Below are 12,899 nucleotides of genomic sequence, written 5' to 3'. Positions count from 1 at the left end.
TGTAGTGGATCTTGTAAAAGATCCCAGCGCAAGGGGAAGTTAAACAACTTCCACTACCTTCATTGAACGGTATTGCCGTTAAACGATTCAATCAACAGACCGGTGAGCGAGGGATCGAATGCCATAAATCCTTTGTATGTATCCCTCGCTCACGCTTCGGGTTTCGATGAGGACTAAAACAACGGGCCGCTCGCCTCTCGTCGCTCCGATCGCGAAGCGATTGGTCGATCTTTCTCGCTACTCGCTTCTCGTCGCTCGCTGCTTTTATCTCGCTCCGCGCAGACTTCGTCTGCTTGGGTGACAGGCGTTTTTTGGTTTCGCCGCTGGGACACCCCACGCTTGGGGCCCTTTCCGAACTTGGAGTGGGGCCGACCAAATATTTTGATTGATGCGGTTCATTTGTCGACCCAGGCCCCCCAAGAATTTGGCGAAAGGCGAGAAACGAGTAGCGAGTAGCGAGTAGCGAGAGGCGAGAAGCGAGCGGCGAGAAAGATCGACCGATCGCTTCGCGATCGGAGTGGCGAGTAGCGAGCGACGAGTAGCGAGTCCTGCGAATGGTTTTCAACGCGTTTCTCGCCGCTCGCTTCTCGCTGCTTAAAAACACTCGCGTCTCGACGCTCGGTACTCGTCGCTCCAATCGCAAAGCGATTGTTGGGTTTTTCTCGCTTCTCGCCGCTCGCTACTCGCTACTTAAAAACGCTCGCTTCTCGCTGCTTCCTCACCTAGGCGGCGGAGGTAATCTCCGTAGTCGTTGTTGTAGGATTCGGCTAGGGATTGGAGTTGGGGTTGGGTGATGAAGCCTTGGAGGTAGGCGATTTCTTCGAGGCAGGCGATCTTGAGGCCTTGGCGTTTTTCGACGGCGGCGACGAAGTTGCACGCATCCAGGAGGCTGTCTTTGGTGCCGGTGTCGAGCCAGGCAAAACCTCGCGAGAACAGTTCGACGTGGAGGTCGCCGCGGCGGAGATAGTGCTCGTTGACGGCGGTGATCTCCAGTTCCCCTCGCGCCGAAGGCTTCAAATTCGCGGCGATGTCCAGGACGTCGTTGTCGTAGAAATACAGTCCGGGGACGGCGAAGTTGGATTTGGGCTTGAGCGGCTTTTCTTCGATGCTGATCGCTCGGCCGTCCGCGTCGAATTCGACCACGCCGTAGGCCTGCGGGTCGTTGACTCGGTATCCAAAGACGGTTGCTCCGGAGGTCTTGGCCGCCGCGTTTTGAAGGGTTTTTCGAAAACCTTGCCCGTAAAAGATGTTGTCACCGAGAACGAGAGCCACCGGACTGCTCCCGACAAAATCGGCACCGATCACGAACGCTTGGGCGAGCCCTTCGGGTTTGGGCTGTTCGGCGTAAGAGATCTCGATCCCCCAATGTCGGCCGTCGCCGAGCAGCCGCTCGAAGTGCGGCAGGTCGTGAGGCGTCGATATCAACAGGATGTCTCGGATCCCGGCGAGCATCAACGTGCTCAGCGGATAGTACACCATCGGCTTGTCGTAAATCGGCAACAACTGCTTGCTGATCGCCCGAGTGATCGGATGCAAACGCGTCCCGGACCCTCCGGCAAGGATGATGCCCTTCGGCGGAGCCGAAGGAGTGGCGAGCGGCGAGGGGCTAGTGGCGAGGGGCATGTTTTTTTGAGTGGCGAGTTGCGAGAGGCGAGATGCGAGTGTTTTTAGAGTAGCGAGTGGCGAGAGGCTTTTTTGAGTTGCGAGAGGCGAGTGGCGAGTGGCGAGATAGAAAACTTAAACCGGACTCGCTTCTCGTTGCTCGCTTCTCGTTGCTCCAATCGCGAAGCGATTGTTGGGGCTGAGGTTTTTCTCGCTTCTCGCGACTCGTCGCTCGCTACTTTTTCTTGTGCCTTTGGATGAGGGCGCCTAGCATTCGGCCTAGTTGGTTGGTTTCGTCGGCCCACTGGGTTGCTTTTTCTGGGGCCAAGAAACCTGCTTGGATTCCGATCAGGAGCTGGGTTCGGAGTTCGCCGGCGGAGCCTTTGGCGATGGTTAAGAACCTGGCGATTTCGGCGTCACTGCCTCGCTCGTAGCCTTCGGCGATGTTCGACGGAACTGACAACCCGCTCCGAGTGAGCTGGTCTCGGAAACCGAAGTCCTTCAGTTGGCCGGTCTCCTGGTACAGCGTCACCGACAACCGCACCGACCGCTTCCAAACGTCCAGATCTTCATAAGACATTTTTTTTTAAAGTTGCGAGTAGCGAGAGGCGAGAAGCGAGACTGATTTTATTCTCGCATCTCGTCGCTCGCTACTCGCCACTTAAAAAAGCTACTCGTCGCTCCAATCGCGAAGCGATTGGCTGAGGGCTTCTTGGATGTTGGATATTTTGATGCCGGTTGAGAGTAGTTTGGTGTTGTCCATCACGCAGTTGGATCTTGGGGTCTTGGCGGCGAGTTGCATGAATTCGGCTTCGGATTCGAAGAAGTCGTAAGTCTTATCCGGTAGGAGGTGACGCTGGATCATCTCGGTAACCTGCCGGGTCGTGACGCTGCCGGTGTTGGTCACGTTGTAGATGCCGAAGGGGACTCGGCGATGCCAGCATTCCAAACAGGCGGAGACGAATTCGGCAAGGTGAGAGATCGAGTTTTCTGCTTGCAGAAGCCTCTCGTAGCGGATGAGTTTGGACAGGTAATTGCGTGATGAAGCTTGTTCGTTGAACGGGATCCGAAGTCGCCAGATGAAGACATCGTCCGCATCCGCGAGAACTTCTTCGCCGAGCGCTTTGCAGCCGGAATACCAACTGCAGTTGTTGGTTCGAAAACAGAAGTTCGGTTCGTCCGTTTCCGTGAAGCCTTGGCCGTCGTGGCGTCGACCGGTGTAGATGCATCCGGAGGAGACATGTCCCCAAGGGATGCCGCCGGCCATCTCACAGGCTTCGCGGATCGTTCCCGGAAGCACGGCGTTGCCGTCCAAGCATTCGGACTTGTGCTGCTCACACGCGTCGACGTTGGGTTTGCCGGTGTAGCCGGCGGCGTTGATTAGGAACGTGGCATGGGACTCGCGTATCAGCGAGATCAGAACATCCCGCCGGGTGTAGTCCAGCTCGGATCGCGAAATACTGCGGTGCTCGATACCGGATGATTCGAGCTGACGCTTGAATTCGCCACCGATGTATCCGGTGTGGCCGAGTAGTAAAATCAAGGAACGCAAACGGGGTTGAAATGAGAGTTGATTGGAACACTGCCAATGTTCGAATCATATCCCGTTCGCGGCGATTCTGTCACCACGGAACCTTGCGGCGTGTTGAATTAGTCAGATCTTAACCCGACGCGTGAGTTCTGAGTATGCGATTTAATCGTAACCCGAAGCGTCAGCGAGGGATCGGCGACTAGGGATTGGGCCGTGGATGTGCCGTGGGTGTGGATCCCTCGCTTACGCGGCGGGTTGCTATGGAGATCCCTCGCTCACGCTGCGGGTTACGATGGTGATCCCTTGCTTACGCAGCGGGTTACGATGGGAATCGCTCGCTTACGCGGCGGGTTGTGAGGGGGATCCCTTTCTTACGCGGCGGGTTGTGATGGGGATCCCTCGCTGACGCAGCGGGTTGTGAGGGTGGATCCCTCGCTCACGCTTCGGGTTACGATGGGGAACCCTTGCTTGTGCGGCGGGTTACGATGGGGATACTTTGCTTACGTAGCGGGTTGTGATGGGGATCCTTTGCTTATGTGGCGGAGTGTGATGGTGATGCATTGCTTACGCGGCGGGTTGCTATGGAGATCCCTCGCTTACGCTTCGGGTTACGATGGGGATCCCTTGCTTACGCGGCGGGTTACGATGGGGATACTTTGCTTACGCGGCGGGTTGTGGTAGACGCGGGTGATGGTTATGGATGATTTTTCGATAAAGTCCGCGATTGGCGATGTCCCGTTGCGTGATCCAATAGCGTTTTTCCTGACGTGGGCGACGTATGGAACTTGGTTGCCAGGAGACGGGCGTGGCTGGATCCAATACGAACATGGATGGAAAATCCCACAGCCTCCGTTGGAGCTTGAATGCAAGGCTCGACAAGAAGAGGAATCTTGCCTTCTGTTACCGGTGGAGCGAAAACTCGTCGAAGCGCAGCTTGCCGAAACGTGTCGATACAGAAATTGGACATTACACGCTGCGAATTGCCGTACAAATCATGTTCATGTTGTGGTAAGTGCACCGGCAACCAAAGCAAAGAAGGTGCGTGTCGACTTGAAAGCGTATGCGACTCGCAAGCTCAAGCAAGCATCGAAACAACCGAAGCGAGAAAACTGGTGGGCCGAAAGAGGAAGTATTCGGTGGGTCTGGGATCAGGATTCACTGACACAAGTGATTTACTATACCAAAGACGCCCAAGACAAATCGTAACCCGACGCGTCAGCGAGGGATTGGTGACTGGGGATTGGGTGGTGGATGTGCCGTGGGCGTGGATCCCTTGCTTACCGGGCTGTTGATTTAGTCCTCATCGAAACCCGAAGCGTGAGCGAGGGATACATACAGAGGACGTAATGGCGCTGAATCCCTCGCTTACGCTGCGGGTTACGATGGGGATCGCTTGCTTACGCGGCGGGTTGTGAGGGTGGATCCCTCGCTTACGCTGCGGGTTACGATGGGGATCCCTTGTTTACGCGGCGGGTTGTGAGGGTGGATCCCTCGCTTACGCTGCGGGTTACGATGGGGATCGCTTGTTTACGCGGCGGAGTGTGATGGTGAATCCCTCGCTCACGCTGCGGGTTACGATGGGGATCCCTTGCTTACGCGGCGGAGTGTGAGGGTGGATCCCTCGCTTACGCTGCGGGTTACGATGGGGATCGCTTGTTTACGCGGCGGAGTGTGATGGTGAATCCCTCGCTCACGCTGCGGGTTACGATGGGGATCCCTTGCTTACGCGGCGGAGTGTGAGGGTGGATCCCTCGCTTACGCTGCGGGTCACGATGGGGATCCCTTGTTTACGCGGCGGAGCGTGATGGTGAATCCCTCGCTTACGCGGCGGGTTACGATGGGGATCGCTTGCTTACGCGGCGGAGTGTGAGGGTGGATCCCTCGCTCACGCTGCGGGTTACGATGGTGGAATCCCTCGCTCACGCTTCGGGTTACGATGGGGATCCCTTGTTTACGCGGCGGGTTTCGATTCATCGACAGGCGGCTTGGCGGGGATGGGTCGGATCAGGCGGCGTGGCGTTGGGTCGAATGGGTTGCCCGGCCGCTGAGCGTTTTGTCGGTGATGGTGACTCGGATGCGTTGTAGCGCGTTGTGCATGGCGATGCCGTCGCGGAACCGCCGTTGTGGTTTGGGGTCGATCGACTTGCATATCCACTGGACGAAATCCGGGTGCAAGCCTTTGCGAAGTTTCGCGTAGGCGGGCAGGGGAGTTTCGAACGGATACTCGGGCAATACACCCGACAGCATTCGATAGACGATCAAACCAAGTGAAAACACATCACTGCGATAGGTCGGCTTTCCCATCGCTTGCTCGGGGGCGATGTAACCGACCGTTCCCGATGCCGAGGCGAGTTGGCCACGTCGTTGGTTGCGGGCCAATCCGAAGTCCGTCAAGCAAACGCGATTGCCGGGGAACAAAATGAAGTTCTCGGGCTTGAGATCGCGGTGCAAGATGCGGTTCTCGTGCGCGTGAGCCACGGCGGCGGTCATTTGGCGGATGAAATCGACGGCCGTCGACCGTGCCATCCGGCGACTGATCCGGTCGTGCAAACTTTCCACACCTAATGGGAACGCCATGACGAACTGGTCGTCGATGTAGCGTGCGTCTTTGAGCGGCAGCACGTTGGGATGCGAGAGCGCCGCCATGATCCGCACTTCGCGCTGGACGTCTTCGAAAGATTGCGTCTGTTGCCCATTGCTCAGATCGGGAATCTTGAGCGCCACGACGCGATCCTCGATCGTGTCTTGGGCTTGGTAAACGACAGCAAAACCGCCTTCGCCGAGTCGTCGGACGATGCGGTATTTGTCCAATCGAGATCCGGCTCGCAAACGTCGCGCGGGTTCGGAGTCCGCCATCACTAATCGCAATTTTGCGGTCACGCTCAGTTTCCTAAATCGAAGAGGACAGTGTGAAAGGGTGTTGTCATTAACAGCTATTGAGATGGAGTACGATGCGACGGCCGGACGGACCCTTGTCCGACTTCGGAACTGTTCGGAAATGAATTCCTGATTTCTTAACCCGACGCGTCACGGCTTGTTGATTGAGAGCCTATCCGAAAAGGGGTCTGACCCTTTGGAGGCGAGTCAATTTTCGTTGCTTTTCTGGTTTCGCCGGAGAGGGTCAGACCCCTTTTCGGATAGGCTCTTAGTTTGCATCGTAACCCGACGCGTCAGTGAGGGATTCCTAGTAGTCCTCTGCAGTTCAATTTTCGGGTAGTGGATCTTGTTAAAGATCCTTTCAGCATGGGATCTTTAACAAGATCCACTACGGTCTACCCGAAAAACAAGGTGAGCTGGAATACTAGTAGTCGTATCAAGGTGAAGTATCCCTTGCTTACGCTGCGGGTTACGATGGAGGATCCCTCGCTTACGCTGCGGGTTACGATGGAGGATCCCTCGCTTACGCTGCGGGTTACGATGGAGGATCCCTCGCTTGCGCTGCGGGTTACGATGGTGGATCCCTCGCTTGCGCTGCGGGTTACGATGATATCCCTTGCTTACGCTGCGGGTTACGATTGTCTTGCTCGATGAAAATGCCGAAGTTCTTTTCTAATAGTTCGTTAACCCGAAATGACGCCTGCGATTTCGGGATGTGTGACGGCCGACGGTGTGGATTCGACGCGGGTGGTGACGTCGATTTGAACGGACCATTTGCCATCGGCACCGGCGGTGATGATCCAGTGCGGCATCACACAAACGCTTTGATGAACTAATTCAAAACCGGCTTCACTTTGGCTGACCGTTTCGATCGGGAACGCCCAGATTCCGCTCTCGCGGTTGCATCGCAAGTCGAGGTCGAGCTTCAGCCAGCGATCCGACAACGACAAACCACGCACTTCTTGTAGATCCAATGACTCGCCGAGTTGACCCAACCGGTTTCCGTCGACGTCACTGAAATAGCGATCGTCGGCACCCGAGGGCAAGCCCGCAAAGTTCCATTCGATGGCAAAATGCAGCGGACGTCCTGGCGGAAGGTTTTCGAGCAGGTACGTGACGGCCAACTGGTCGCTTGCCGCATTGATCGTGACCGCTTTGGTGATCGTGATCGGAATGCCCCATGCGTTGCCATCACGACGCATTTGAGTTTGCACGCGTTCGCCACCGCGACGCAGCTTTGCTTCAAAGGGCAGATCGACGAAGTCACCACGCTCGGTCGATTCCCCCGACATCACCGATGCGAGGGTCGCTTCGTTGTCAAAGAAATGATCGACGAGACTTTTGCGTGGGAAGCGATCGTACTGGATCCGCTGGTCCAAGCCTTCTTGTTTGAAGACGATGCGGTCGTGGATGCTGGCGACGTCGCCATCGCCCATGCCGGGTCCGGCAAGGACCTTACGGTGATAGGCTTCGGGGCGACGTTGCAACGTTGCGAGCAAGTTGTGATTGATCGCGCGAAGGTCCCATTCATAAAGCCGACCGCCGCGGGCCGGGTCCAACCAAGCGATCATGTGCTCGTTGGACATCTTGATTTCTTGTTGGCCGTCGAAGTCAAAATCTTCGGCGGATGCCGTCACGGTCTCCAACGTCCCCTCGAGTTTTTGCAGCAGCGTGTCGGCTTGGATCAAATGTTCGAAAATCGCGTTACGGAGGTGGGGCAAGTAGATGCCACCGAACGCGCCGTGCCAGTACGGGCAGTTGCACTGTCCGCGATACAGATGATCGCGAATCTCGGCCAGTGATCCGGCATCCGATCCGGCGACTTCGGCCGCCGCCAAGCGGACACTGACGTGCATCATCCGGGCGTACATCTCGTTCGTTTCGTCGTACTTCGTCTTGAAGTTTCGCCAAAAACCACCGCGAATGAATTCTTTGAGTCGCGGCCACTCGGAACTGTGTTCGAGTGCGTGGGTCATGTCTTCGAGCGTTTCTTGAGCCTCGACCGGCAATGCCCACTGCGTCATTTCACGGTAACTGCAATCGGGCAAGTAAGCCTTGCCGGCGGCGGGGACGCGGCGGATCGCTTCGGCCATCGAGACCGTGTGCAGCCAATCTTGGTTGTGCGTCAACGCGCCAAAGAACGAATGCAACCAACCGTCATCGTAGACGTGTTGTTTGGTATCCGGCCAAGTTCCGAACTTTTCACCGTCGTCACCAAAGGTCATCACCGCACCGGGCGTTCGTTCGGCGATCTCACGAAGGTAGCCGATCGTTTCATCGACGGGGCAAAACGGGATCGTGTATCGCAGTCGTTCGCTGCCGGGGAAAATCCGCAGCAAGCGGCCTTGGTCTTCGACGAGGTAGTAGCTCGTCAGGTCGTCGGCCTTCATCCCGGCGGCCTGGAAATGATAATCATCCAGGACCGTGTAGCGGATTCCCGCGTCGACCACGTCGCTGGTCAGATTCGATTCCCAAACTCGTTCGGGAGTCCACATGCCCGCCGGGGTGACGCCCAAGGTGCGTTTGAGCCACTGACTGTAGGATCGAATTTGGCCGATCCGGTCACGCCCCGGTAACATAGTTAAGATGGGTTCGTATTGCGGTCCACCGACGATCTCGATCCTTCCCGCTTCGACGAGCAAACGCACGCGATCGAGGTATTCAGGATGTCGTTCGGCCAGCCACATCATTAGCGGGCCGGAAGTGTGCAGCGAAATCTGCAACGCGTCGTAGGGTTCGAACACATCGAGGAACGGCAAATAGCTATCTTGATACGATTGCTCGAAAACGTTTTCGAAATTGCCGATCGGTTGGTGATTGTGCAGGACCAGGCAAAGATGAACATTCGGAGTCATGGCGATCGGCAATGCGGAGGAAGTTGGTTGGAGGAATTATCGAATGGATTGTAAGGCTGATCCGAACTGATCCGAATAGCGCTAACGATCGGATCGAAATGAAGTTTCCAATTTTTCGACCAACCTTGGGGTTATCGTCGATCTAACCGACAAAGTTGAGTTTTTGGCAAAGTGGGCTGCCAAGAAAACGCAACGAACCGCGAATCCATCATTCATGAACGTGACCCTCGACTCTCTATCGAACCACCCATACGACGATCCGGGCTCGTCGCACGCTGAAGCGATTGATGACCGATCGGGATCTCAAGGGCACGCGACAGGTCCGCCAAATACCTCGGACGAACAGCGGCCGATGTCTTGGTGGAAACGTTCGCTCGGGGCGTGCGGTCGCGGCGTGTGGAACAGTTGGTCGATCGGGTGGTTGATCGTTTTGTTGGCGGTGGTCACGGCGATTCCCGTGCTGCAGTTGATGGTTTTGGGATATTTGCTGTTGGTCGCCGGTCGGATCGCGGCGGGCGCGACGGTGCGGCAAAGCGTCCCCGGTGTGCATGCGGCGGGACAGATGGGTTTGGTATTGACGGCGATCGGGATCGCCTCGTTGCCGACACAGATGCTGGCCCATTGGGAGTCCGTCGCGACGATCATTCAGCCCGATTCATCGCTTGCGTCGCGGATGCGAGTGCTCGCGATCACATTTTCGTTGCTGGCGACGGTTCATTTGTGGTGGGCTTGGGCGCGGGGCGGTTCGCTGCGGCATTTCCTTTGGCCTCAGCCGAAGCGATTCATGCGTGAGGCTTGGCGTCCGGCGTTATGGGCCGAACTTTCCGATCGGATTTGGCGATTCATTGCGTCCTTGCGATTGCCGATGCTGTTTTGGATGGGCGTTCGCGGCGCGATCGGGACGTTGGTGTGGTTGATCCCGGCGATGATCATCATGGCGGTGACCCGGGATGGCAAACAAGCGGCCGCCGGTTTGCTCGGCGGCATTTGTTTCTTGGTGCTCGGATACATCTTGATGACGCTGCCGATGTTGCAGGCTCATTATGCGGCCGAGAACCGGTTTCGCGCGATCTTTGACTGGCGTCGTGTTCGGCGAGACGTTCACTTCGCGCCTTGGAGTTATGCCGCCGCGATGTTGGTGGCGCTCGTGTTGATGCCGATTCCGTTGTATCTGCTCAAGATCGAAGCGACCCCGGAAGAAATCGTGTGGTTGCCTTGTCTCGTGTTCGTCGCGTTCATGTTGCCGGCGCGGATCGCCACCGGGCTGGCGCTGCGACGTGGCCGGCGATTGAGGCGATTGTCCGAAACGGAGGGCGACGGCAGCCTTCCCAAGCGGTTCTTTCCGAAAGTATCACGTTGGTTTGTGCGATTCGCCATGGCACCGACGATCGTCGCCTTTTACCTGTTCGTACTTTTCGGCAGTCAATTCACCAGTTGGGACGGCGTCGACACGTGGGTTCGGCAGCACGCCTTGTTGGTGCCGCTGCCGTTCATTGGCGTTTGAGTAAGCCTTGCTCGCCCATCCAGGCGTGCATCAGGTCAGGCCATTGGTCGACCGGACGTTCGCCGCGATACATGCCGAAACCGTGCCCACCGCTAGGAAACAAGTGCATCTCGACGGGGACATTGTGGTCGATGCACGCTCGATAAAAACGCAGGCTGTTTTCGACAAGCACGGCTCGGTCATCGCCCGCATGAACGAGAAAGGTCGGACAGGTTTCGGGCGAGACCTGTTCGTCGCGTGACATCTCGGCGACGAGATTCGTATCGGGCTCGGCTCCGAGCAGGTTTTTCTTGGATCCGCCGTGCGTGACGCCGTCACGCATCGAGATCACCGGATAGATCAACGCGGCGAAGTTCACGCCGGTTGCGGGATCCGTCGCGATGGTCGAGGCCAAATGTCCACCAGCGGAAAAGCCGATGATGCCGACGCGATCCGGCGAGACGCTCCATTGGTCCGCGTTTTGGCGCATTAATGCGACCGCCTGGCGTGCGTCGTTCATGGGAACCGGATGTTGGTGAGGGCCACCACCGACGCGATAGCTGAGCACGCCGGCCGTCCCGCCCAATTTGGCGAACCACTTGGCGACGTCGTGACCTTCCTTGTCGACCGCCAAACCGCCGTATCCACCGCCCGGACAAACGACGAGAGCGGCGCCGTGGTTGGATTGCGGATCGGGATGGTAGACCGTCAACGTCGGTCGCTGGATGTTGGACAAAGAGCGGTTATTAGGCCCGCGATCGTGTTCGGTCGCCGACGGAGTTTCCGCCGAGATTCCCAGATCGGCATCGGACCAAAGGGCCAAGACATCGGGTTCGGCCGCCTGCGTCGCCGATGAGACGGTCACGGTGAAAATCCACGCCGGAACAAGAAAAATCCAGGGTGCCAAACGTGCGAAAGTTGAGTTCATCGATTCTGATTCGGAAAGTGGGGAAAACAGGAGCGTTGTTTCAAAAGAGAACGAGGAGTCGCCTCGTCCACGGCCTTCAAAGCTACCACAAGCTCATCGCTCGGTGTGTCAGCGAGGCTGAAACGCGAGGCAAGCGGGCAGTTGATTTAGTCCGAATCGAAACCCGAAGCGTGAGCGAGGGATCATAGATATCGACTCATCCCTCGCTTACCGGGCTGTTGATATAGTCCTCATCGAAACCCGAAGCGTGAGCGAGGGATACATACAGACGATTCAATGGCGTTGGATCCCTCGCTGACGCTTCGGGTTACGATTCAATCAACACGCCGGTGAGCGAGGGATACATACAGACGATTTAATGGCGTTGGATCCCTCGCTGATGCTTCGGGTTACGATTCAATCAACACGCCGGTGAGCGAGGGATACTCAAAAGAGAATGAATGGCGTTGAATCCCTCGCTGACGCTTCGGGTTACGATTAAACCAACAGGCCGCAAGCCGTCAAGGATCATAGATCGTGCGAATTGACAGCGCGTGGACCAAACGTGTCCACGTGGTCAGCGATAATGGGGTAATAACGTAAGCTGCGGCGGAACCGCTGCGGCGATTTTCCGGCACCCCGATTGGAGCCATCTCATGTACGCACCGGACACCCAAATCGAATTCACCTATCCCGAATCGACTCAAGTCGAAAGCCAAACGACGTTTCGCAAGCGACGCGTGCAAATCCGCGAAGTCCGCGATTTGATTTCCCAGCCCCTGACGCCCGAAGAATTTTTGCGTCGCCCGCTGACCCATCGTTCGCGGTATCTGTTGACCGCCTACGACCTGGATTCGGCCCAGTGGCGTCAGTTCTATCTAGGTAGCAGCAAGGAGCACGCCACGAGCGGACGTTTGCGAATTGCCTTGTACCGACCGGGGGCGGAGAAACCGACAAAGATTATCTCACGAGCGTTCGAGCCGACCCGTCGCGACCGCATCGAATTGGCGCGGACGCTGAAACAATTCCGCGATCAACCGCACGAGGGCTTGGAACTGCGGGTGATTCCCGACCTGGATTCGGCACAGACGAATGTTCATGGCCCGACGAATGGCTAGGTGCCGACGACCGGTTAGCGGCCCGATCCAAGCAGTGGACGCCGCATTTGGCACACGTCCAGAGAAATCAAAGAAGTCGGGGCGACATGATTCGAACATGCGACCTTCTGGTCCCAAACCAGACGCTCTGCCAGGCTGAGCTACGCCCCGATTTTTCTTTGCAGCGAGAGCTTAGCTGACGCTCGCTCAGAGCGAAAGGTTCACTTGTGAAAAATTTCTAATGAGACCGTTTACAATTCTACGGATTGGAAACTTGCGTCGTCGGACGGTCGTAGCGACCGGCCCGAGGGGGTTGTTGGTTTAGTCCTGATCGAAACCCGATGCGTGAGCGAGGGATAATTGGTATTGACTCATCCCTCGCTGACGCAGCGGGTTACTAAGACCCAATGCCACAGGCAAAAGTGCAACTTAAAAACTCGCGCGGCGGTTAACCGGACGCCAACCGGGGCTAACGCTGGGCCGCTAAAAGGTTGGTATTGACACGAACTTTCCAAGATTTGTTTTTGTTCCGCATGCCAGCTTGGCT

Annotated in this window: 9 protein-coding genes and 1 tRNA gene; 3 read left to right on the top strand and 7 right to left on the bottom strand. The window is 56.9% G+C overall.

Annotated features, from left to right (window positions below; all coding sequences use genetic code 11):
• Positions 1-690: 690 nt before the first annotated feature.
• From rfbA to Pla100_RS13305, 3 genes are all read right to left on the bottom strand, one after another.
• The gene (rfbA, locus tag Pla100_RS13315) at positions 691-1,623 is read right to left on the bottom strand and encodes a glucose-1-phosphate thymidylyltransferase RfbA (protein WP_146578206.1); all 933 of its coding nucleotides are present in this window, start codon (positions 1,621-1,623) and stop codon (positions 691-693) included.
• Between the two features lie 214 nt (positions 1,624-1,837).
• Positions 1,838-2,182, bottom strand: coding sequence for a four helix bundle protein (locus tag Pla100_RS13310; RefSeq protein WP_146578205.1), 345 nt, complete (start codon positions 2,180-2,182; stop codon positions 1,838-1,840).
• Positions 2,183-2,272: 90 nt separating this feature from the next.
• On the bottom strand, positions 2,273-3,145 hold the full coding sequence (locus Pla100_RS13305) for a sugar nucleotide-binding protein (protein ID WP_146578204.1): 873 nt from the start codon (positions 3,143-3,145) through the stop codon (positions 2,273-2,275).
• A gap of 726 nt (positions 3,146-3,871) precedes the next feature.
• Here Pla100_RS13305 and Pla100_RS13300 point away from each other — a divergent pair.
• Complete coding sequence (locus Pla100_RS13300; RefSeq protein WP_231603026.1) at positions 3,872-4,339, top strand: transposase; 468 nt, start codon at positions 3,872-3,874, stop codon at positions 4,337-4,339.
• A gap of 798 nt (positions 4,340-5,137) precedes the next feature.
• Here Pla100_RS13300 and Pla100_RS13295 read toward each other — a convergent pair.
• Complete coding sequence (locus Pla100_RS13295) at positions 5,138-6,013, bottom strand: serine/threonine-protein kinase (protein WP_146578202.1); 876 nt, start codon at positions 6,011-6,013, stop codon at positions 5,138-5,140.
• 680 nt (positions 6,014-6,693) lie between these two features.
• Positions 6,694-8,865: an alpha-amylase/4-alpha-glucanotransferase domain-containing protein gene (locus tag Pla100_RS13290; RefSeq protein WP_146578201.1), complete on the bottom strand. Its 2,172-nt coding sequence runs from the start codon at positions 8,863-8,865 to the stop codon at positions 6,694-6,696.
• A gap of 352 nt (positions 8,866-9,217) precedes the next feature.
• On the opposite strand from Pla100_RS13290, the gene Pla100_RS13285 reads away from it, so the two are divergent.
• Positions 9,218-10,369: a DUF4013 domain-containing protein gene (locus Pla100_RS13285; RefSeq protein ID WP_146578484.1), complete on the top strand. Its 1,152-nt coding sequence runs from the start codon at positions 9,218-9,220 to the stop codon at positions 10,367-10,369.
• Here Pla100_RS13285 and Pla100_RS13280 read toward each other — a convergent pair.
• Complete coding sequence (locus Pla100_RS13280) at positions 10,356-11,276, bottom strand: alpha/beta hydrolase (RefSeq protein WP_146578200.1); 921 nt, start codon at positions 11,274-11,276, stop codon at positions 10,356-10,358. The genes Pla100_RS13285 and Pla100_RS13280 overlap by 14 nt on opposite strands.
• A gap of 635 nt (positions 11,277-11,911) precedes the next feature.
• Here Pla100_RS13280 and Pla100_RS13275 point away from each other — a divergent pair.
• Entirely contained in the window at positions 11,912-12,373 is a 462-nt protein-coding gene (locus Pla100_RS13275) for a hypothetical protein (RefSeq protein WP_146578199.1), read from the top strand.
• Between the two features lie 76 nt (positions 12,374-12,449).
• On the opposite strand, the gene Pla100_RS13270 is transcribed toward Pla100_RS13275, so the two are convergent.
• Positions 12,450-12,523, bottom strand: a tRNA-Pro gene (locus tag Pla100_RS13270).
• Between the last annotated feature and the right edge of the window lie 376 nt (positions 12,524-12,899).

The sequence above is a fragment of the Neorhodopirellula pilleata genome (assembly GCF_007859915.1).
GTDB classification, from domain to species: Bacteria; Planctomycetota; Planctomycetia; order Pirellulales; family Pirellulaceae; genus Rhodopirellula; species Rhodopirellula pilleata.
The sequence above is the reverse complement of the archived record's forward strand: the minus strand, read 5'-3'. Positions and strand labels throughout refer to the sequence as shown.